Annotated in this window: 26 protein-coding genes; 17 read left to right on the top strand and 9 right to left on the bottom strand. The window is 64.6% G+C overall.

Annotation, left to right across the window (positions count from 1 at the left end; translation table 11 throughout):
* The first annotated feature begins 7 nt into the window (after nt 1–7).
* The 8 genes from ABD719_RS08760 to ABD719_RS08795 all read left to right on the top strand — a co-directional run bounded on the left by ABD719_RS08760 (nt 8) and on the right by ABD719_RS08795 (nt 5,275).
* Complete coding sequence (locus ABD719_RS08760; RefSeq protein WP_344692959.1) at nt 8–532, top strand: hypothetical protein; 525 nt, start codon at nt 8–10, stop codon at nt 530–532.
* Nucleotides 516–800 (top strand): hypothetical protein, encoded by a 285-nt coding sequence (locus tag ABD719_RS08765; protein WP_344692960.1) that lies wholly within the window; start codon nt 516–518, stop codon nt 798–800. The genes ABD719_RS08760 and ABD719_RS08765 overlap by 17 nt, the downstream gene beginning before the upstream one ends.
* A 10-nt stretch (nt 801–810) precedes the next feature.
* Entirely contained in the window at nt 811–1,074 is a 264-nt protein-coding gene (locus ABD719_RS08770) for a hypothetical protein (protein WP_344692961.1), read from the top strand.
* Entirely contained in the window at nt 1,071–1,265 is a 195-nt protein-coding gene (locus ABD719_RS08775) for a hypothetical protein (RefSeq protein ID WP_344692962.1), read from the top strand. The genes ABD719_RS08770 and ABD719_RS08775 overlap by 4 nt, the downstream gene beginning before the upstream one ends.
* A gap of 29 nt (nt 1,266–1,294) precedes the next feature.
* A complete protein-coding gene (locus ABD719_RS08780; RefSeq protein WP_344692963.1) occupies nt 1,295–2,146 on the top strand; it encodes a glycoside hydrolase family 108 protein in 852 nt (283 codons plus the stop codon).
* Nucleotides 2,143–2,595, top strand: coding sequence for a hypothetical protein (locus tag ABD719_RS08785; protein ID WP_344692964.1), 453 nt, complete (start codon nt 2,143–2,145; stop codon nt 2,593–2,595). Before ABD719_RS08780 ends, ABD719_RS08785 begins: the two co-directional genes overlap by 4 nt.
* A 123-nt stretch (nt 2,596–2,718) precedes the next feature.
* Entirely contained in the window at nt 2,719–3,558 is an 840-nt protein-coding gene (locus tag ABD719_RS08790; RefSeq protein ID WP_344692965.1) for a hypothetical protein, read from the top strand.
* Between the two features lies 1 nt (nt 3,559).
* Nucleotides 3,560–5,275: a hypothetical protein gene (locus tag ABD719_RS08795; protein ID WP_344692966.1), complete on the top strand. Its 1,716-nt coding sequence runs from the start codon at nt 3,560–3,562 to the stop codon at nt 5,273–5,275.
* Here the strand turns inward: ABD719_RS08795 and ABD719_RS08800 are convergent.
* Nucleotides 5,272–5,514 carry a hypothetical protein gene (locus tag ABD719_RS08800; protein WP_344692967.1) on the bottom strand — a complete coding sequence of 81 codons (243 nt, stop codon included), beginning with the start codon at nt 5,512–5,514 and terminating at the stop codon, nt 5,272–5,274. The two genes, ABD719_RS08795 and ABD719_RS08800, sit on opposite strands and share 4 nt — an antisense overlap.
* Nucleotides 5,515–5,889: 375 nt before the next feature.
* On the opposite strand from ABD719_RS08800, the gene ABD719_RS08805 reads away from it, so the two are divergent.
* The 4 genes from ABD719_RS08805 (at nt 5,890) to ABD719_RS08820 (ending at nt 9,721) form a co-directional block, all read left to right on the top strand.
* A complete protein-coding gene (locus tag ABD719_RS08805; protein ID WP_344692968.1) occupies nt 5,890–6,687 on the top strand; it encodes a DNA adenine methylase in 798 nt (265 codons plus the stop codon).
* 152 nt (nt 6,688–6,839) lie between these two features.
* Complete coding sequence (locus ABD719_RS18695) at nt 6,840–7,769, top strand: DNA cytosine methyltransferase (protein ID WP_425567142.1); 930 nt, start codon at nt 6,840–6,842, stop codon at nt 7,767–7,769.
* A 163-nt stretch (nt 7,770–7,932) separates the two neighbouring features.
* Complete coding sequence (locus ABD719_RS08815) at nt 7,933–8,568, top strand: hypothetical protein (protein ID WP_344692970.1); 636 nt, start codon at nt 7,933–7,935, stop codon at nt 8,566–8,568.
* A 46-nt stretch (nt 8,569–8,614) separates the two neighbouring features.
* Nucleotides 8,615–9,721 carry a helix-turn-helix domain-containing protein gene (locus tag ABD719_RS08820; protein ID WP_344692972.1) on the top strand — a complete coding sequence of 369 codons (1,107 nt, stop codon included), beginning with the start codon at nt 8,615–8,617 and terminating at the stop codon, nt 9,719–9,721.
* 176 nt (nt 9,722–9,897) lie between these two features.
* On the opposite strand, the gene ABD719_RS08825 is transcribed toward ABD719_RS08820, so the two are convergent.
* Nucleotides 9,898–10,431: a hypothetical protein gene (locus ABD719_RS08825; protein WP_344692973.1), complete on the bottom strand. Its 534-nt coding sequence runs from the start codon at nt 10,429–10,431 to the stop codon at nt 9,898–9,900.
* A 246-nt stretch (nt 10,432–10,677) separates the two neighbouring features.
* Nucleotides 10,678–11,220 (bottom strand): hypothetical protein, encoded by a 543-nt coding sequence (locus ABD719_RS08830; protein ID WP_344692974.1) that lies wholly within the window; start codon nt 11,218–11,220, stop codon nt 10,678–10,680.
* A gap of 28 nt (nt 11,221–11,248) precedes the next feature.
* On the opposite strand from ABD719_RS08830, the gene ABD719_RS08835 reads away from it, so the two are divergent.
* A complete protein-coding gene (locus ABD719_RS08835; RefSeq protein WP_344692976.1) occupies nt 11,249–12,502 on the top strand; it encodes a tyrosine-type recombinase/integrase in 1,254 nt (417 codons plus the stop codon).
* A 196-nt stretch (nt 12,503–12,698) separates the two neighbouring features.
* Here ABD719_RS08835 and ABD719_RS08840 read toward each other — a convergent pair whose 3' ends face one another.
* From ABD719_RS08840 to ABD719_RS08850, 3 genes are all read right to left on the bottom strand, one after another.
* Complete coding sequence (locus ABD719_RS08840) at nt 12,699–13,580, bottom strand: helix-turn-helix domain-containing protein (protein ID WP_344692977.1); 882 nt, start codon at nt 13,578–13,580, stop codon at nt 12,699–12,701.
* A 423-nt stretch (nt 13,581–14,003) separates the two neighbouring features.
* Nucleotides 14,004–14,660 (bottom strand): TetR/AcrR family transcriptional regulator, encoded by a 657-nt coding sequence (locus tag ABD719_RS08845; protein WP_344692978.1) that lies wholly within the window; start codon nt 14,658–14,660, stop codon nt 14,004–14,006.
* Between the two features lie 7 nt (nt 14,661–14,667).
* Complete coding sequence (locus ABD719_RS08850; RefSeq protein ID WP_344692979.1) at nt 14,668–15,474, bottom strand: inositol monophosphatase family protein; 807 nt, start codon at nt 15,472–15,474, stop codon at nt 14,668–14,670.
* Between the two features lie 69 nt (nt 15,475–15,543).
* On the opposite strand from ABD719_RS08850, the gene ABD719_RS08855 reads away from it, so the two are divergent.
* From ABD719_RS08855 to ABD719_RS08865, 3 genes are all read left to right on the top strand, one after another.
* Nucleotides 15,544–16,086: a peroxiredoxin gene (locus tag ABD719_RS08855; RefSeq protein ID WP_344692980.1), complete on the top strand. Its 543-nt coding sequence runs from the start codon at nt 15,544–15,546 to the stop codon at nt 16,084–16,086.
* Between the two features lie 147 nt (nt 16,087–16,233).
* Nucleotides 16,234–17,268: a GGDEF domain-containing protein gene (locus ABD719_RS08860; protein WP_344692981.1), complete on the top strand. Its 1,035-nt coding sequence runs from the start codon at nt 16,234–16,236 to the stop codon at nt 17,266–17,268.
* Between the two features lie 285 nt (nt 17,269–17,553).
* On the top strand, nt 17,554–17,676 hold the full coding sequence (locus ABD719_RS08865; protein ID WP_344692982.1) for a hypothetical protein: 123 nt from the start codon (nt 17,554–17,556) through the stop codon (nt 17,674–17,676).
* Nucleotides 17,677–17,717: 41 nt separating this feature from the next.
* Here the strand turns inward: ABD719_RS08865 and ABD719_RS08870 are convergent, their stop codons facing one another.
* Nucleotides 17,718–18,338 (bottom strand): YbhB/YbcL family Raf kinase inhibitor-like protein, encoded by a 621-nt coding sequence (locus tag ABD719_RS08870; protein WP_344692983.1) that lies wholly within the window; start codon nt 18,336–18,338, stop codon nt 17,718–17,720.
* Nucleotides 18,339–18,389: 51 nt separating this feature from the next.
* Nucleotides 18,390–18,902, bottom strand: a complete 513-nt coding sequence (locus tag ABD719_RS08875; protein ID WP_344692984.1) for a hypothetical protein — start codon at nt 18,900–18,902, stop codon at nt 18,390–18,392.
* Nucleotides 18,903–18,983: 81 nt separating this feature from the next.
* On the opposite strand from ABD719_RS08875, the gene ABD719_RS08880 reads away from it, so the two are divergent.
* Entirely contained in the window at nt 18,984–19,415 is a 432-nt protein-coding gene (locus ABD719_RS08880) for a DUF1810 domain-containing protein (RefSeq protein ID WP_344692985.1), read from the top strand.
* 21 nt (nt 19,416–19,436) lie between these two features.
* Here ABD719_RS08880 and ABD719_RS08885 read toward each other — a convergent pair whose 3' ends face one another.
* Nucleotides 19,437–19,952, bottom strand: a complete 516-nt coding sequence (locus tag ABD719_RS08885; protein ID WP_344692986.1) for a YciE/YciF ferroxidase family protein — start codon at nt 19,950–19,952, stop codon at nt 19,437–19,439.
* Nucleotides 19,953–20,303: the final 351 nt, after the last annotated feature.

Genomic DNA, 20,303 nt, shown 5'->3' on the forward strand with positions numbered 1-20,303 from the left:
ATATCCGATGTTCGAGCATTTCGTCGCCTATGATCTGGCATCGGGCAAGGAGCTGTGGCGCGGATCTGGCCCGGCCGGTGCTGCCCTGACCCAGCCGCTGCCTAATGGCGTCGGCATCCTTCTCGTGCCGCAGGAGGTCGTGATGCAGATCGAGATCGATCTGCCGGCACTGCGCACAGCGCTCATGGTGGGCGTCGACAACGCGGCCGAGCGGGCGCGGGCGCGGTTCATCACCGCGCTGCCCGGTCAGGTTGGTACCTACTGGATGAAGGCGGAGGTGGCCCGGCGCTGGCTCGCCGACAACAGCGCGTCGACTGTCATGCTGGCGTCGGAGGCAACGGCGCGCGGAATGACGATTGCGGATCTCGCGGCCGAGGTCGTGGCTAATGCCGAGGCCTGGGCTTTCGTTGCCGATGCCATTGAGGGCATCCGCTTCACCGCGAAGCGGGCGATCGCGGAGGCCATGACGATCGGCGCGATCGCGGAGGCGGCCGTGGTCGATTGGAGCGTGCTCGATGCGCCGGCTGCGTAACCTGGTTCAGCAGCTGCTGGTCTCGATCGACCAGCTCGCGCAGGTGCTGCTGATCGGCATCGCCTACCTGTTCCACCTGACTGACACCTGCCCGTCGGCCGACGAGACAATCAGCAGCTATGTCGGCCGCGGCGCGATCGCCGGCCGGCGTTGGGCGCTGATCGCCGAATCAATCATCGACCGCCTGTTCTTGCTGCTCGGCGAAGCGCCCGGCCACTGCCGGCGCAACGTCGAAACCGCCTTCATCGGCCAAGCGCCGACCGCCTGAGGTACCTGACATGACCGATACGCCCGCCCCCTCGCGCATCAGCGTGAAGGACATCATCACGGTCGCCTGCGCGATCGTCGGCGCGGCGTTCGTCATCTCCGGACCGATCCGGGGCGACGGCCAGCGCGAGCAGCGCCTGCAGATCGCCGAGACGAAGATCGGCCAGCTGGAGCTGCGCGACGAGCGCCGATCGGATCTGCTCAACAAGATCGATATCCGGACGGCGCGGATCGAGACCAAGCTGGAGATGATGACGAAGGGCAGCATCCAGTGATCGACGCGCCCGTCGCCCTTGTCCTGATCGGCTCCGCCATCCAGGCGGCCGCCCCGGCGCGGCGCCTCGTGTCCCGCACGATCGCCAGCCTGAGCCGCGCGGACAGCGTCGCCGCAGCCGATACCGCCCTGGCACGCGACCCCCTGATCGTCGGCGTCGCCGGCATCGCCGAGATCTACCGCGCGGCCTGAGCCGCGCCTAACCCCCCGGGAGACCATCCATGAAGTCCATCGACTGGCGCGAGGCATCGCGCTGGTGGTCGCTGCGCGTGTCCGCGCTCGGCTCCATCCTCTTCGCCGCCATGACGCTGCTACCCGACCAGCTGCTCGCGCTGTGGAACATGATGCCGGCGGAGATCCGCGCGCATGTTCCAGCCCGGGCCGGCAACTTGGTCAGCATGGCCCTCTTCCTCTTGGTCATGATCGCCCGGCTGATCCCGCAGGACGGATCGCTGCGTCGGCTCTTCGCGTCGAAGGCGGGGGCGGTGAAGGCGAAAGCCGCCGGCGGGATGGCGACGATCGCGCTGATGATCGCCGGCGTGATCGCGGTCGAGGGCGGCTATGTGAATCATCCCGCCGATCCGGGCGGCGAGACCAACATGGGCATCACCAAGAAGGTCGCGATCGCCAACGGCTACGCCGGCCCGATGCTGACGCTGCCGCGTGAGGTAGCGCACAGCATCTATTACGGCCGCTATATCGTGGCGTCTGGCTATGAGCCGCTCGTGTCGATCGACGCGCCGGTCGCCGAGGAGCTGTTCGACACCACCGTCAACATGGGTGCGCCGCGGCCGAGCCGCTGGTTCCAGCTGTCGATCAACAGCCAATGCGGCACGAAGCTGACGATCGACGGCCGCGTCGGGCCCGGGACGATCGCCGCCTACCGCGCCTGTCAGGCAAAGGTCGGGGCGACGCAGCTGTGCCGCGGCACGCTCGATCGGCTCGATACCGCACAAAAGGCGGAATATGCCCGCCTTGTCCGCGTGAACCCCAAGCTCGCGGTCTTCCACCGCGGTTGGGTCGCCCACCGGATCGGCAACGTCGATCGGGCCAAGTGCGCGGTGGTGGCATGATCGCCGCCCTGGTCGCGAAGCTCGGCGGGGCCGGCGCCGCCATCAAGATTGGCCTGGTCGCGCTGCTGGTGGTGTGGGGCCTGCGCGTCGACCAGCTGCGCGGCCGCTATAAGGCGGACCTCGCCGCTTGCGAGGCCGGCCGCGCGCTCGACCAGGCGCACGGCGAGCGCGACGTGGCGCAGGCCACCGCCGGCTTCGCGATCGCCGGCGCAGCCGCGGCGCAGACCTATGCCGACCGGCTCGCCGCCCGCGCGCCGCTGATCATCAAATCCACCGATACCGTGAGGGAATATGCGCAGACTGATGCTGGCCGCGTGCCTTGCCGTGACCCTGAGCGGGTGCGCGCGATCGACGACCTCGATGCCGCGATCGCCGCAGATCCCGGAGCCGCCGGCGGCCGCGCTGGTGGCCTGCACCCCGACCCCGCAGCACCGCCAGCCGGGCGGTGACGCCACCGCGGCCGACGACGACGCCACCATCCGCGACGGCCGCTTCGATCTGACGAGCTGCGATGCGAAGCGCCGCCTCCTCGTCGACGCCTGGCCCCGCGCCCGCAAATAGGAGACCCGGCCATGTTGCTGACCGCCAATGACCTGTCCGCCTTCACGCTGAAGGCGGGCGAACCTTTCTTCCTGGAAGTCCAGCAGCAGGACAGCACCGGCGCCGTGATCGATCTCACGGGCAGGGCATTCGTGCTGTCGTTCTACCGCGACGACCGATCGACCGAGGCGTCGATCGACGGCGAGGAGCTGGTCGACCCGACCGGCCGTTTCCTCCGCTTCGCCCGCGACGGCCAGTTCTCGGAATCGCTGTTCAACAAGAACGTGACGGTCGAGCTGGCCGAGCGGTACCGCAATGGCCGATCGGTCATCTCGTCCGGACGCCTTAACGTCCTCGCCTCGGCCGCCGGCGTCGCGTCGCTCGACAACGGCATCATCACGAAATTCGTGACCCGCATCACGATCAAGGACAATGCCGTCCTCGGTGGCCCGCCGGGCTTCACGCAACAGCAGCTGCTCTACAAGCCCGACGCGCTGACCCCGCCCGTCACGCTCGGCATCGTGAAGCTGTCGGGCACCCTGACGGTCGGCACCGCATCGACAGGATCGATCATCGGCGCGACCACCGGCTCGACGGTGTCGGAAAGCATCGTCGGCCTCTCGATCGATAGCGACGATCGCACCTACGCATGGGACGGCTCCGGCGGTGCCGGCACATTCGCCGGTGGCCTGGTTGAGACGCATCCGAACGCGACCAACAGCGGCCGCGCATCGCCCGTCACGATCATGGCGGCGCGGCCGACCATCGCCAACACCAACGGCGACTCCACCCTCCTCGCGACACAGGTCGACGGCGCGCAGGACGCCATCGCTCCGGCCGTCACGCTCGCAACCGACATGGGATATCTCTGACATGGCCTATGATTTCGCACGCCCCCTCAATGTGATCCTTCCCGAGTTGGTGAGCGCGCTTGCCATGGCGCAGGCGGACCTCGCGCGACCGGTCGTTTATCTAACCGAAGCAGTAGTCAGCACCCCCGAGGGTAATAGCGGCACGAAAACGCTAACTATTACGGCACGGCGCAGCACGCTTGTCGGTACGCTCAGTGTGCTTGGCCTCTTCGTCCAGGGCACCGCAATCGCGACCGACTTTCCGGGTGGCTTGCCTGGCAACAAGACCTGGAATTTCCCGGCCGGGAGCGACACCGCGACCGTTGATATCGCGATCAACGGCGACACAGACGTCGAGAGCGACGAGACCTTCGGCTATCAGCTCCAGACCGGCTCCACCTATCGACTTGGCACGCCATCGGGCGTGACCGGCACGATCCTGAATGACGATGCGACGATCGTCGCGCTTGCCAACGTCATGATCGTCGGTGACGGCGACAGCAAGACACCGGAAATGCTGTATGCGATGCGCCGGGCGGCCGAGCGCAACGGCCTCGATATCGACTGGAGCGGGACCAATCAGGGACCGGAGGGTGCAGGCGTCGGCGGCTCGACCTCCACGCAGATGGTTATGGATGCGCGGATCGCCAGCACGGTCGCGAAGCTGAAGCCGTACACGGACGCAGGTCGCATCCTCGACATCGCCGTCCACTCCTGCACGAACGGCGCCGAGCCCGCCGCGGATAACGTCGCCAACTACGAGAAATATTATCAGCAGGTGTTCAAGGCGGTCGGCGGGCGCTGCCTGTACGTGTCGTCGGTCAATCCCGATAGTGTCGGTGGCGGACGCTACACGCGTGTCCGTGAGACCAATATCGCCCTCAGGGCGTGGTGCGACACCAAAAAGGATGCCGTCTTCGTGGACGAGGAGCCGTACCTGATCGATCCCGATCCGGCTAATACGGAGGGCCGGGCGATCCCGTACACCTTCAGGGCCGGCGGGGGCGCACCTGCCAACTCGGTGATGCGGGACACCGTCCACAAGTCGCAGAACGGCTCGTTCCGCGCCAGCTTTGCATATGACGCGCCGATGAAGGCCCGGCACACGCAGATCGCGCCGCTGGTCGTCGCAAATTCCAACGCGTACAGCTCCACCAACCTCCGCGGCAACCTTGGCGGTCCGGCCCAAAGGACGGTCGCTGGGCCCCCTGGCGACCTCATCTTCGACGCCAAGACCTCAGGCTCCGCGACCTTCACCTGGTCGACCAGCAGCGTGGTGGTCCCGGCTAGTGTCGGCTTCATCCAGCCGGGCACCTTCAGCGCAGCACGCCTGTCGTTCGGTGGTACCACAGCCGAGTACGCCACTGGCTTGGGCGCTTCGCCGGGCTTCTCACAATTCTACCAGAGCCTCAGCCCCCGCCTGTCGGATGACGCAAGGGTCCGGGGGGGCATCCTGCTGCGCTTCAACGACGTGCGGGGCCTGATGGGGTGGTCGATCGGCGCGGGCGCTTGGTTCGGTCAGGAGACTGGCAGCGCCAACGCCAACACTTCGACGAGTCCGCTGGCCGAGGTGATCTATGATCCCGTCTCTGGCTTCTACTTCCTCGACACCAACACCTTCCCGGCAGGTGACAAGGGGCTGGCGCAGGCACTGATGGGCCTGCGGTTCGGGCCGAACGTCGCGATCAGCGGCAGCGTCGACATCCTGATCGCCAACTACCTGCGGAAGGTCAACTAACCGCTCGGGTTGAGCTTCTGGCCTAACTCGGTCGAGTTCGGCCGGGAGGCATAGGGACGCTGGCCGCACTTGGAACAGCGAAAACGCAGGCGCATGTCCGGTACCGCGAGGTGATCCGGATATGCGTCGACGTTCACCGTCGCCTCGTGCTTGCACCGGCAATAGAGCGTGATCGAGCGGCAGCCGTTGTACCGCATATTGCCGAGGTCCATCGGCCGGCCGGTGTAGGGCTCTGCCACGTCGATCCTTTCGCCTGGGCACGTAGACCAGGGCCGCGAGCCGTGCCATATCGCGTTCGTCGATCCGAGCTTAGCCGCGGGGATCGACCCGCGCGCGCGGTCCAGGGCTTTCCGGTTCGCCGGGTGGCCTGCACAATAGAAGACCTTCGGGGAATACGCAGGGCGCAGACGCCTTGGCTGCGCGGCTAACCGCCCGGTTCCCCGGGCGGAGCGGCAAGGCCCTCTCCCCCGCGTATCCCCGAAGCCACCCCCATTCCGGCGTCACTGACGCCCACCGCCATCCCGGGCCGATCGGCCCCGGACCCGCCGATCGCGTCGATCAGCGGCCACTCAGCGCGCGTAGCCGACGTGCTCCTCACCAGAGAGCTGAGACGAATGCCTTCCACCACCATCGCCGCCCGTCCGATCGCCGGATACCTGGGCGGCAAGCGTAACCTTGCCAAGCGCCTGTGCGCCCTAATCGAGGCAACCCCGCACCGCGAGTATATCGAGCCGTTCGTCGGCATGGGCGGCGTCTTCCTGCGCCGGCCGACGCCGGCACGGGTCGAAGTCATCAATGACCTGTCCGGCGACGTCGCCAATCTCTTCCGCGTCGTTCGCCGCCATTATGAGCCGTTCGTCGACGAGCTGCGCTGGCTGATCGCCAGTCGGGCCGAATTCCAGCGTCAGCTGGCGATCGATCCAACGACGCTCACCGATATCGATCGCGCCGTCCGCTTCCTGTACCTCCAGCGCCTGGCGTTCGGCGGCCGCGTCATCGGCCGAGCGTTCGGTGTCCGGCGCACGCAGGATTCGCGGATCAATCTCGCCCACCTGCGCGCCGAGCTGAAGGCACTGCGCCAGCGGCTGGAGCCGGTCACGATCGAGCAGCTCGACTACAGCGAGATCCTGCGGCGCTACGATGGCGAGCAGGCGCTGTTCTATCTCGACCCGCCCTATGACGAGACCGAGGGCTATGGCCTCGACTTCGGCCGCGAGCGGTACGAGGCGATGGCCGAGCAGCTGGCCGGCGTCCGCGGCCAGTTCATCATGTCGATCAACGACACGCCGTTCATCCGTGCGATCTTTGCCCGGTTCGTGATCGAGGAAGTCGATACAACCTGGTCCTTTGCTGCCCGGTCGGGTCACAGCCTGCGCCGGACTGAGCTGATTATCCGCAGCCGGCCGCGCTGATCGCACGGTTCGACTCTGGCCGAGATCGCCTCTGTGGCCCGTTAACTTTTGTCCGCTGTGGAGCGGGTGCCGGTCATCCGATCGGCACCCACCTGCGCGCGTAGCCGAGCGCACCAGGGATCGCCGGCGGCGATCATGCGGAGCTGACACTTGTGGACCTACGTACCGACTTCACCCCCGAGCCAGACGACTTCCGGGGTGTCAGTCTCTGCGCCGGCTATGCCGGCCTCGACCTCGGCCTCCATATCGCCGAGCCGCGATATCGCACCGTGGCTTTCGTTGAGCGGGAAAGCCACGCCGCGGCCACTCTCGTGGCGCGGATGGCAGACCAGGCCCTGGATCAGGCACCTGTCTGGGACGATCTCCGATCCTTCGACGGCCGGCCATGGCGCGACCGTGTTCATCTCGTCTCTGCCGGCTATCCCTGCCAGCCCTTCAGCTATGCCGGCAAGCGAGGCGGCGACGCCGATCCCCGCCACCTGTGGCCCGACATCGCCCGCATCATCGACGAGATCGGACCCGAATGGGTATGGTGCGAGAACGTCGAAGGACACCTCTCTATGGGATTTGCCGACGTCGTCGATAGCCTTCGCGGCTTGGGCTACAAGACAAAGGCGGGCCTGTTCACAGCGCGAGAAGCTGGCGCAAGCCACCGTCGACGGCGGCTCTTCATCCTGGCCCACGCCGACAGCCAGCGATGGCGGTTACGTACCGGACATCCTGATCGAGGACGGACAGATCCGGCTTATCTCCCCGGCGGACATCACGACGGGAACGGGTGGCCAATTTGCGCTCAGCGAATCGAGCCGGGCGTGGACGTCGCTATGGTCGACGCTGAAGGCGGTGGGCTGGTCGGCGACGCCGGCGAGCTTCCAATCTTCGCCCCGGGTCCGGGTGAGCTACAAGCATGGGAGCGGCTCCTATCATCGCACCCTGACGCCCAACCCGCAGTTCTACGAGATGACGATGGGGTGGCCGACTGGATGGACCGCACCCGGGGCGCCGGTAACGGGGTATGCAGCTTGGCTGCGAGCCGCGCGTGGGCAGTTCTCAAGGCATCTCACCAGCTGGACGCCCGGTGAGATGATCGAGGCACGGGGGAACACCCACCTGAATTAGGGGAACATCCCCTCGAAAAATGGCGGAAATGCGTGCTGACGGCGGAGGGTCTCCCCGCCGTCAGCGGGTTCATTAGGGAGCTGGTTTACAGCTGCGAAACTGGTTGACAAATTTGCCGAAACGCCCATGATGCTCGGAACAAAAGGGGTTGATGGCGTGCCTAAGTTATATCCATGGGACTACCATTCCGATCTGACAGCTGCCCGTCTTGTAGAGATCGCGAAGCTGCTGAGACAGGGCAGGCATGACGCTGTCGATCGTCACGACGATACGATTGGAGATGACAATTGGGTGCTTGGCGTACGGGCATATAACTGCGGAAAGTTTCGCGTTATGCAGGCACATGATTCCGGCAACCATTCTTGGCTGACGATCATCAACCCTAGCCTGCAATTTATATTTGCGATCGGCCACGTTCCGGTAAGGTTTTATCGTGGTGATGCGGATGATCCCAGCGAAAAGACCTGTAGAATTGCTTATCCGGAGCTTACCCAACTTGCTATCGCCTTCCAAGAGGAAGAAAATGATGAGATGGTATTTCGCTTCGCGGTTGAGACTTATTACGATGGCTCGGTAGACACTATCAAGTTTGTCGGATTGCGCCACAAGCAAGCGGTCCTGACCTGGGAGATTCCGCTGCAGCTTGGCGAAGTCGTGCGCTTCCCGCTGACCGTAGTCGCTCACGACGAGGGTACCGAACTGGCCGCGCCTATGGTTGGCCTACTCGTAGACGACGAAGGCGTTGCCAACGAAGACGGCTAGCGTCAGCAGACGGCTCTGAACCCTACACGAAGCACGGGCAACACACATGGAAATGGGCGATACGTTCGCCGGCGACCAGCTGCGCTTAGCGCGGCTGGCGCACGGACTCACATTGGAAGACCTCGGCGGTCAGATCGGCGCCACACGTCAGTATCTTCATCAGCTGGAAAATGGTTCCAAAACACCATCATATGACACGGTTGAGTTGTTAGCCGATGTTTTGGGCGTTACTAAATCATTCTTTTACAATCTTACACAGTCTCCCGTTCAGCCAGAGCAATGTCATTTTCGGAAGCAAGCCACAACTCCGGCATCAATAACGAGCCAAGTGCTAGCGCGGGGCACTTTGCTTGACACATTAGTTTCACGTCTAGACGCCTCTCTTAAGTTGCCGCCGGTCAATTTTCCGCAGCGTGCAGTTGCAACAGCGGAAGACATTGAGGAGGCAGCCGAGGATTGCCGCCGCCATTGGAATTTGGGTCTAACCGGTCCGATCACCAATATGATGCGGGTGGTTGAAAACGCTGGCGCCGTTGTAGGTTATTTCAGCAACGTTTCGGAGCGAGTTGATGCGCTATCAATGGATCGGCCCCGGCCATTGATTATTCGCAGCGAAGCGAAGCCCGCGGCGTGTCGCCTTCGGTTTGATCTAGCCCATGAGTGCGGGCATCTTGTCATGCACCGTGGCGTTCATACCGGCTGCCGGGAGACTGAAACTCAGGCGCATCGGTTTGCAAGTGCATTCCTTTTACCGCGCGCAGCTTTCGTACGTGAGTTTCCGGTCACTCGCTTTTTGGACTGGAGGGCAATCTTTACCTTGAAGGTTCGGTGGAAGGTTTCAGCGCGCGCTATCATACGTCGGGCGTACGATCTGCGCCTGATAACCGCCGCTCAATACAAGACAGGCAACATTCACCTGAATAAAACCGGGCAAACCAAAATCGAGAAATATGATGATGTGATCATCGCCGAGCAGCCCGAATTGCTGGATGCTGTTTTCAGAACTCTCGAGCGTGGAGGTTCGAACGCTCTTCGCGAAATATCTGCTGGCATCGGCTTAGCCGACGGAATGTTCGAGGTTTTGGTTGGAAGGCGCCTACCATTCAAATCCGATGATTTCGACGCAGATAACGTAGTTCGCCTGTTTGGATAATTGCATTATGGCGTGGTTAAAATGCGGCATCGTTGACCAGCCATAGGATTTTGAGCCCTTCTCTTTAGGGGAACACCCACCCGAAATAGGGGAAACCCGCCTCAAAAAATGGCAGAAATGCGTGCTCGCGGCGGACGATCTGTCCGCCGCGAGCACGGCGGCATAAACCTAAGCCGCTATGCAAGTAGTGCTGGTCTATTGACGATGATATCGGAAGCAAGGTTTCGAATTTCACGTTCGATACGTGAAACGCGCTCGGCCAATTCTCGTATATCAGCTTCTGGAATTTCCTCGCGGCCTTGCTTGGTATACTTCGAAAGAGAGGCAGTTGATGGTCCTGCCCGCCTCGCAACACCAGTGGGGGTGCCATCCTCATCAAGCTCGACAACTATGCCTGGGCCCCGGATCGAGAGGCCGGCATGAGCGACTTTTCCACGCTGCCCGGCGGACGATCGAACCTCACCAGCTAACGCTTCCCATCTCTCGAGAAAGTCTGGTGCCCCTTCCTGCACCGCAGCCCCGACTAGCTTCAGATGAACCTCAAGCCCTCGCGTAGTCTCGAATACCGCCTTTTGAAAATCGAGACTAACCCCTAGCGCTGCCCGAAACACAGACGGGATCGCCTGTTCCATTCCGTCGCAGTTTATGATCGCCAAACCTACCGCCTGCAGCAAGCTCGGGTACGATGTGGCCCTTAGGTCGATTTCCATACAACGACCTTCTGTCAACAAAGTGGCTGCTCACGACGGAGGGTATGTCTGTCGATGGCGACCCGGAGGTGGGGTACGCGATGGGGTACATCTCTCCAACCGGCTCGTCAAAGTGCGCAGAAAACCGCCAATTTTCTCAGGTGACGGCGGAGGACTTCTCCGCCGTCACCGGTGTCCGGGCTACTCTCAGGGCGGCCCGACCAGGCGCCAAGGCGTCTGCGCTACGGCCGAACGCTGAAGATCATCTTACTGCCAGATGCGTTTCCATAAGGGGACGTCACCTCGGGAGATTGGTGGGACAGGATTGATCCGGGTAGCCTCGACCAAGGCTAACGCTAGCGCATTAAGGCCATCGAACACGCGGCCTTCTACCTCCGCCTGTGCCTCAGCGGCCGCACCATATTTCTCCTGATCTGTGTCTCGAAATGCGGCCTGGCGGCCTTCGAAAAAAGACCACCTCATCAAATCCTGAATGCATTGTCGGATCATCTGCTCTTCGGCCTTTTCGTAGACCATTTCCGCGACAGCCAGAGCCGACCTTAACTTGTTCGCTAGAGCTTCCGTGGCACCACCGGCCACCACAAAATCCGTGGAAGCGTACCGCACTGCGTCGATTGCCACCAACCTCCGCTCAAGCAGGGCAAGCCTGAGCTTTTGGTCTTCGATGTCTGCTGCGCGCCGAGAAACGAGGTTTGTCCATCTTGTTTGGCGGTTGTTCGCCCAAAAAACGGCAACAGCAACTGCCAGCGGGCCAATTTTGCCGATCGTGTCGATCCACCACTGAAACATCGAAAACCTCCCGACGGAGCTATTACTTATGCTGACCAACGCGCGGGTGAAAGCCGCGCGGTTGAAAGACCGCGCTTACAAAATCTTCGACGAACAGGGCCTGCACCTGTTCGTGCGGCCCGGCGGCTCGAAAACCTTTCGGATGCGCTTCTGGCTGGCTGGCCGCGAGCAGCTGCTGACGATCGGCGCGTGGCCCGATATCTCGCTGGACGAGGCACGGGAGCGGTGCGAGGCCGCCCGGGCGATCGTCGACCGCGGCGAGGATCCTCGCGTCGCCTCCGCATGCGAGCCCGTGCAAATTCGCACGTTCGAAGATGCAGCTCGCGCCTGGCACGCGCACCAGCGGCCGACCTGGACGGACGTTCATGCCGGCGACGTGCTGACCAGCTTGGAGCGCGACGTCTTCCCGGCGATCGGCGCGATGCAGCTGCCGGCGATCACGCCGCCCGTTGTCCTGGCGGCGCTTCGCGCCATCGAGGAGCGCGGCGCGATCGAGACGGCGCGGCGCATCCGTCAGCGCGTCGGGATCGTGTTTGCGTTCGCGCAGGCCGAGGGATGGACCGAGACCAATCCAGCCGAAGTCGTGCTTCGCGCGCTGGCGCCGGCGCCGGCGGCCGGCCGGCAGTCCGCGATCGTCGACGCGGCCGAGCTGCGCCAGCTGCTCGGCGCGGCCGAGCTGGCGGCCGGCGCCCCGGTGGTGAAACTTGCTTCGCGTTTCCTGGCACTGACGGCCGTTCGCCTGGCGGTGGTCCGCGGCGCGCGGTGGTGCGAGATCGAGGGCCTTGGCACCGACGCCCCGATCTGGCGGGTGCCGGCGGTGCGGATGAAGCTCGCGGCCGCAAAGAAGAATGATTCGGCGCATGATCACCTCGTGCCGCTCAGCGCCGCGGCCGTTACCATCCTCAATCGCGCTCGCGCGATCGTTGGCGACGCCTCGGCCGGGCTGATCTTCCCGGGCGCGGCCGGGGGTGACGCGCCAATCGGCGAGAGCGCGATCGGCCGGCTGTATCACCGCGCCGGTTTTGGCGATCGCCATGTTCCGCACGGGTGGCGGGCCAGTTTCTCGACGATCTTGAACCTGCGGATGCCGGGCGAACGCGGCGCGATCGATCGCGCGCTAGGCCACGTCGGCGCCGGTGACGAGGAAAAGGACGAGGGCATCAATCGCGCCGTCGAGGGAGTGTATAACCGCGGGGTCGATATGCCGCGACGCCAGCGATTGTTCGATGAATGGGCCTCGATTCTGACCAGCGACAGCGCCACGGGCGAACCGGTGAGATGATCGGGCCATTTCCGCCTGCTGCCCCTAGGTAGCATCGTGGCGGCGTAAGCCGTCACGTCCGACAACCAGGTCTTGGCTGTCGGGTCGATCATGTCGCGCCGTTGCGGCATTGTGTGGAGCTTCAAATCTGTCCGAGGCCGCCTTAGCGGGCTCGCTTCCTTTTCCCCTTAAGACCTATGGGATGATAGAGACGGTTCTACGTGGTCACGTTAACTACAGAGGCACCAAGGCTGGCGAGGGCAGCCTGCAAGGGCGTCATGGGGGCCTTCATGAGCGCAGGGGTCACCGGGGCCGCCTCGACGGGCTTTGCCGTCCCACAGCGCCGCAGCTTGATGGTGAGGCGCTGCCAGTAGTGCCGCCATGCCTCCTTCGACATCGCACGCCGCACGACGAGGCGGTAGGCGTTGCTGGTCTGCTCCAGCTGCGGCCCGAATTCGCCCTGCCGGCCTGTTCTGGTCGTGCGCCGCACCCAATCGATCAGGCCGTGATGCTTCAGCCGCTTCAGCCCGTCCGCCACGCTGTTGACGTGTACGCCGGCGGCCGTGGCGATCGCCTCGTGCGACGGGAACAGCGCCCCCGTCATGAAATTGGTGAGGAAGCTCAGCAGCCCCTTCAGCACGTCGACATCGATTCGACGCAGCCGAGTCTCGGCGTGCTTCAGCCATGCCTGATGCCCGGCGATCGCAATGCGGATCGCGGCCGGCCGGCCGATGGGTATTTCGGTGCGCGGCAGCGTCAGCAGCTCCGCGAGCTCGGCTTCAAGCTGGCTGACTTCGTGCTTTCGACGACGCTCCTCGGCACGAGGATATTTCGCCCACAGATCGCGACGCAGCGCGTCGCCGGTATCGAGCAGCGTCTCTTTGTAGATCAGGCCCTGCTTTACTGAGCCGTCACCGAGGCGCCCGTATGGCTTCGCCCGGATGTCGTTCTCTTCATAGCTGTTGCGCCGTGGCACGCGGCGATCGGTCGCGTGATCAGGACCGCGCGTCTTACCGCCCAGTCGTGCGGCAGCGCCTTTGAGAATTGCGCGAACGTCGCGGGCAGCCGGGCCGGTGGTGAGAGACAGGGTATTCGACATCGTGTCGGCTCCCGGATGGGAAGTCGAAGGGCGCACGAAAGCGCCGGCTGAATTGCGTTTTTCAGCCGTGCGCTTGCGTGATTGCGGTGCCGCTTTTCAGCGGCTCGATGTCCTGGGAGGCGTTCGGCGCAGGTTCGGCGCGAGCTGTCTCAGCGCACGCAAATCTGCGGTTTAATGCGATATCAACGGAGCTGCGTTAGACCGGAAATCGGCAGAAATCAGGGCTAGGCGGTTCGTTGACATCGCAGGGGTCGCAAGTTCAATCCTTGCCACGCCCACCATGAAAAGCCCCGTCGTCCCATTGGGTCGGCGGGGTTTTTTTTGACCGTGCCGTGTGCCCGGCTGGGAAGCGTCATGCATACATCGTCATCGCGGCCCAGGGCCTGATCGCCCGCCGCCCCACCCCGACCGGCGGTGTCCGCATCACCAGCCCGACCGTCCCCCGACGAACACCGCGACCAGACGCGCGACATAGGCTTCGCAGGCGGCATCGGTCACCGGGCCGTTCAGCGTCTGGATGCCGATCCAGCCGAGCAGCGCGGCGATGAAGGCGTGGACGACGCCGCGCGGATCGCCGATCGGCCAGCGGGCTCCTTCCGCCGCCGCCTTCAGCTCCTCCGCGAACAGGTCGATGGCACGGCCATAACCCTCGTCGTGGAACTGCCGCGCCAGATCGGGAAAGCGATAGGCCTCCGCCACGATCAGGTGATGGAAGGCGGCGATCTCCGGCATCCGCATCCGCGCGAGAAAGGCGATGCCGTAACGATAGAGCCGTTCGGATTCGGTGATCCCCGCCTCCGCCCGGATCGGTGCGGGGGCATGGTGTCGCCATGCCGCGATCTGTTCGAGTGCGATCGCGTGGAACAGCTCGGCCTTGCCGGCATAGCGGGCATAGAGCGTGCCCTTCGATACGCCCGCCGCCGCCGCGATCGCATCCATCGAACTGTGCGCGAAGCCGTGCTCCAGGAACGTTGCACACGCCACCGACAGGATGCGCCGCTCGATCGCGGCGACCTGATCGGCGCTCGGGCGTCCGCGCCGGGCGACGAACGGTGTGGCGCCCTTCGGCTGGGCGGTCATGCCGGCCTCAATGCGCGTGCGGGACCGAGCGGATCGCCTCCAGCACGTCGTCGGTGCGCGCGGGGTCGCCGATCGCCAGCACATGCCCCTGGCTCGCGGCGGTCAACGGATCGCCGTCCCAGTCGCACATCCGCCCGCCCGCGCCTTCGACGATCGGGACCAGCGCGGCGAAATCGTAGAGTTGCAGCCCCGATTCGGCGACGATATCCAGATGCCCCGCCGCCAGCAGTCCGTAATTATAGCAGTCGCCGCCATAGACCGGTCCCTGTCGCGGCGATCCGCCGCTGGCCGCCGCGACCAGCGCCAGGAAATGCGGCACATCCCCTTCCGCGAACAGATGCGGGCTGGTCGTCGCCACGGTCGCCCCCTCCAGCGCGGCACAGCTACGGGTGCGCACCGGCACGCCGTTCAGCACCGTCGGCCGCCCCGCCACGCCGACCCAGCGTTCGCGCTGCACCGGCTGGTCGATGATGCCCAGCACCGGCCAGCCATCCTCGACCAACGCGATCAGCGTGCCGAAGATCGCCCGGCCCGCGGCGAAGCTGCGCGTGCCGTCGATCGGGTCGAGCACCCATTGCCGGCCGGTGACCCCCTCCTTGATGCCGTATTCCTCGCCGTGGATGCCGTCGCCGGAGCGCTCCGCCTCGATCAGCCGGCGCATCGCCGCCTCCGCCTCGCGGTCCGCCAGCGTCACCGGCGAGCGGTCGGCCTTCAGTTCCAGCCCATGGGCCTTGCGGAAATAGGGGCGGATCACCGCGCCCGCGGCGTCGGCAAGGGCGTGGGCGAGTTCGATGTCGGAAGCGGTCACAGGCATGGGGATGGCCTATCGCGCCCGTCCCCGCCGCGCTACATCCTTCGCAACCAGTTGAGAGGATTACCCGTCATGCGTCGTTTCCCCCGTTCCGCCATCCTGATCGCCGCCGCCGCGATCGCCGCGACCCCGGCGGGTGCGGCCCTGAAGCTGGGTGCCAAGGCTCCCGACTTTGCGACGCGTGGCGCGATCGCGGGCAAGGTGATGCCGGTGTCGTTGCGCGAATCGCTCCGCAAGGGACCGGTCGTGCTGTATTTCTTCCCGGCGGCGTTCACCGGCGGCTGCAACGCCGAAGCGCATGCCTTCGCCGAGGCGATCCCGCAGTTCAAGGCGGCGGGCGCGACCGTGATCGGCATGTCCGCCGACGACGTCGACACGCTCGCCCGTTTCTCGGCGGAAAAATGCGCGGGCCAGTTCGCGGTGGCCAGCGCGGGGCCGGCGGTGGTCAAGGGCTATGACGTCGCCCTGCCCCGCGCCGTGCAGGGGCGCAGCGTCACCACCCGGACCAGCTACGTCATCGGGCGCGATGGCCGCATCGCCTATGTCCATGACGACATGAACCCTGCCGACCATGTCGCGCAGACCCTGGCGGCGGTGCGCAAGCTGGCGCGCTGATGCATCGGCGGCCGGCCTGCCGATACCGCGACAGGCCGGCGCGCAGATACATCCATAACGGGTCGATATTCGTGCCGTAACGGGAACAGTCACCGGTCGCTAACGATTTGCCGCTACCCATGACGACTGAATACGGGGAGCATGGCGATGGGAGATGCCAGTATGGTCTGGCGAACGCGCAACGAGGGACTCTTCCTTCGAATCGGCGCGTTCCTGGCGGAAAATCGGTTGGACCCCGATCCGGAACATTACCGGCTGGCTTACGCCATCCTACATGATCCATCAGGTGAGCCGGCACGGGAGGCCGTCCGCCTGACCAAGGACGGGGTGCGCCTTGGCCGCGAGGAACTGGAGGCGTTGGTGGCCAAGGCGATATCCGTCGCCGATGCCACCATGCCTCACTGGCAGGACGGTCAGGCCGATTCCATGTCTGACCATCAGGTGCAGGATCTGGTCGCCGCCACCCAGGCACAGGTCGACGGCGTCGCCGACATCGTGCGCACGATGCGGCGCGACAACAACGGATTCGGTCGCGATCTGGCCAAAAGCGCCGCCGAGATCGATTCGAGCCCGCCGAGCGCGTTCGACCGTCTGTCCAACATCACCGGCGGGATGATCGCCCGTGTCCAGGAAGCCGAACGACGCCTCGCCCGCGCGACCGACGAAACCGAGCAACTCCGCCTGAAACTGTCGGAGGCGCATGCCATCGCGCGGCGTGATCCGTTGACCGGGCTGCCCAACCGCCTTGCCCTGTCCGAAGCCTTTGCCGCCCGGGAAGACGCCGTATATTGCCTGGCGCTGTGCGACGTCGACCGGTTCAAGCGGATCAACGACCAGCATGGCCACGGCGTCGGCGATCGCGTGCTCAGCATGATCGGCCACTCGCTTACCGAACATTGCGCCGGCCATCTCGTCACGCGCTATGGCGGCGAAGAGTTCGCGGTGCTGCTGAAGGGGCTGAACGTCGCGGAAGCGGCACGGCTACTCGACCGGGCACGCGCCTCGATCGCTGCCCGACGCCTGCGTAACCGGGAAACCGACGAACCGATCGGCGCCGTCACCTTCTCGGTCGGCGTCACCACGATCCGCGCCGACGAGACCACCGAGGCAGCTACCGAACGGGCGGACAAGCTGCTTTATACCGCCAAGGCGCAGGGCAGGGACCGGGTCTGCGCGCGCTGAGGCGATCCGGAACGATTTCTGGCGGATTCTACCGGACCAGCTGGTGAAATCCGCCACCGGCTAGAATGGACGCTATCGAAAACGCTGCAATATCAACAATCTGATAAACTGGCACGGCAAATGCAAAGCATGGGATATCGGTGCCGATCGGCGGCACCGGATGTCACGGAGAACCACTATGTCGACCACCATCCAGTCCGCTCGCCAGTTCCTCTGCACTTCGGTCGCCGCGCTGGTCTTCGCGACGATCGCGATCTGCACCGCCGTTCCCGTCCTGCCCATCGCGTGATCGCGACACCCTGCACGACGGAACGCCCAGCCATGAAACAGAGCATTCTTCTCGGCCTGATCGGCTTCATCTCCACCGTGATCGTCATCGCCGGCACCGGCCCGGCGATGATGGCATGACCCGCCCCTGATGTCGGCCAGTTGATCCGGTCAGGCGCGCCTCACGCCACCACGCCTGCAACTCCTACCGGTCCCACCGGCGCTTCCTCCATCCGCGAATAGGTGCCGACCAGCAGGCCGGCGGCCAGCACATGCCCCGTCATCGCCGCGACCAGCGCGCTGCGGCCGGGACTGGCACCGGGATCGGGCGCCGCCCCGTCCAGCGCGAACAACTGGAACGCATAACGGTGCTCGCCATGCCCGCTCGGCGGATCGGGCGGCAGCCAGCCTTCGCGGGCATAGCTGTTACGGCCGACATCGCGAGCGCCGTCACCATCGCCATCCGCCATGATCGCCCCTTCCGCGAGCGACCCCGCCTCGGCCGCCAGCCCCCATATGACGGCATGGACCAACGGTTGCGGCGTCGGCGAATCGGCATCCTCGACGATCAGCGCCAGCCATGCGGTGGCCGCCGGCAGATCGCGCCACAACAGTGGCGGCGACACGCCTTGGCCGTCTGCGGTGAAGCGCTCCGGCAACCGTGCTCCGTCCGCGAAGGCGGGACTGGTCAATGCGATTTCGCCGAAGGGGCCGAGCGACTGCTGCGCGATCGTCAGCTTGTCGGTGCCGGCCCGCACCCCGCGCAGCGCCTTGCCCAGCCATTGCGGTACATGTTCGAGCATCGCCTTCTCCTTTGCTTGGACAAAACGCGTCGGCGCGGCGTTGTTCCGCGATCAGGCTGCGGGGCAGGTACCGGGGCGGCGGGCGGTACCGGCACGCGTGGTCCAGCGGCTGGCGTCACCCATCGCCCGTGTGTCGTGATAACAGAAGGCGGCACCATTGGCATCGCCATTGACGGCGACCAGGATCGTCCAGTTGCGCGCGTCGCACTGTTCCTTCTCGCAACCATGCATCCCGATCTTCGACCCGTCGGCGAAGATTCGCTGCTGCTCGGTATCACGACCGATGATGCGGCGGCGTAGGTCAGCTTCGGGCACCGCCTCGATCAGGGCATTGGCGACCTCGGTACGGTCGAAGAAGGAAACGCCATCGACCGCATCGCGGGGATGATGCCCGACATAGGCGGTCAGCGGCACCGTGTTCGCCTGCCCCGCGACCGGCGCGGGCGCCTGCGTCACCGGCGGCACGAATTCGGGTGGCGCGAGCGTAGCCGGATCATCGTCCCGCTTGCCACAACCGGCAATGGTCAGGGCGATAAACAACAATGCCATGAGCCGACCGCGCATCGACGTTTTCCCTTCACCTTTCCCCACCTTGCGGGGGAACGTCCGACCGCCACGATGGGTTGCCCGTATCGGAGATTGCCGATGATCCACGACCTGTCCCGCTTCATCACCGCGCAAACTGCCAGCTACGAAGCCGCCCTGGCGGAACTGCGCGCCGGCCGAAAACGGAGCCACTGGATGTGGTGGATCTTTCCGCAGTTTGCGGGGCTCGGTCGCAGCGATATCGCCCGCCATTATGCGATCGTCTCGGTGGACGAGGCATCCGCTTATCTGGCGCATCCGCTGCTGGGGCCGCGCCTGCTGGCCTGTACGCAGGCGGTGGCAGCGGCGCCGGGCGATGCCGAGGACATCATGGGCACCGTCGATGCGCTTAAACTCCGATCGTCTATGACGTTGTTTGCCGCGGTGGCCGATGATCCGACACCTTATCAAAAGGTGTTGGAGCGGTTCTTCGACGGCGAACCGGATATGGCGACATTGCGCCTGACGGGACGATCGCCCGCCACCCCATAAGGGCGGCGGGCGATATCCGGTTTACGCCTCGGTCAGTTCCGCGCGGGCATTCAGCTTCGATTCGGCCAGTTTGGTCAGCTTGTCGTCGGTGGCCTTTTCCTCCGCCAGCGTCTCGCTCAACAGGCGGACGCTCTGCGCCTGACCGACCTGTCCGGCCCAGGCGATCAGCGTGCCGTAGCGGGTGATCTCGTAATGCTCGACTGCCTGTGCGGAAGCGGTCAGCGCCGCATCCAGCACTGCCTTGTCGGCGATTTCGCCGGCGACCTCGTTGGCCTCCTTGATGATGCCGTCGATCGCGGGGCATGTGACGCCCTTGGGCTTCAGCCCTTCCAGTTCGAACACCTGCTCCAGCCGCACGATCTGGCCTTCGGTTTCGCGCAGATGCGTTTCGAAGCCCATGCGCAGTTCGGCATCGGTCGCCTTTTCGATCATCTTCGGCAATGCCTTGGTGATCTGCTGCTCGGCATAATAGACGTCCTGAAGCTGGTGGACGTACAGGTCACGCAGCGTCTCGATATCCTTGGTGAACAATCCCATGATAGTGTCCCGTCGCTGATGATGAAGTTGGTCACCACGCGCGTTCGACCGTCGCGTGGTGTGCAGTATCAACGACTTGCCGGCCGCTAGGTTGCGATCGCCATCACGGATCAGCCGATCGTCGCGACGACTCGCCGCAACCGGCAGCCGATCAGAGCCGGAACGATTTTATTTCTTCCCCCGGGCCGTCGTCGACAACGGGAAGCCCACGAAAGAAAAATCGAATTGCCTCCGATAGTCTCGATCGTCGAGAAAAAAGAGACAGTATTGGGTTCGTAAATTTTACTTAAGCACAACGCCGCATTTTCCCTGGGAACCTATCGGGGATTAAAGCGTGCAGGGACGAACAGA

It is taken from the genome of Sphingomonas cynarae, assembly GCF_039537815.1.
Classification (GTDB): domain Bacteria; phylum Pseudomonadota; class Alphaproteobacteria; order Sphingomonadales; family Sphingomonadaceae; genus Sphingomonas; species Sphingomonas cynarae.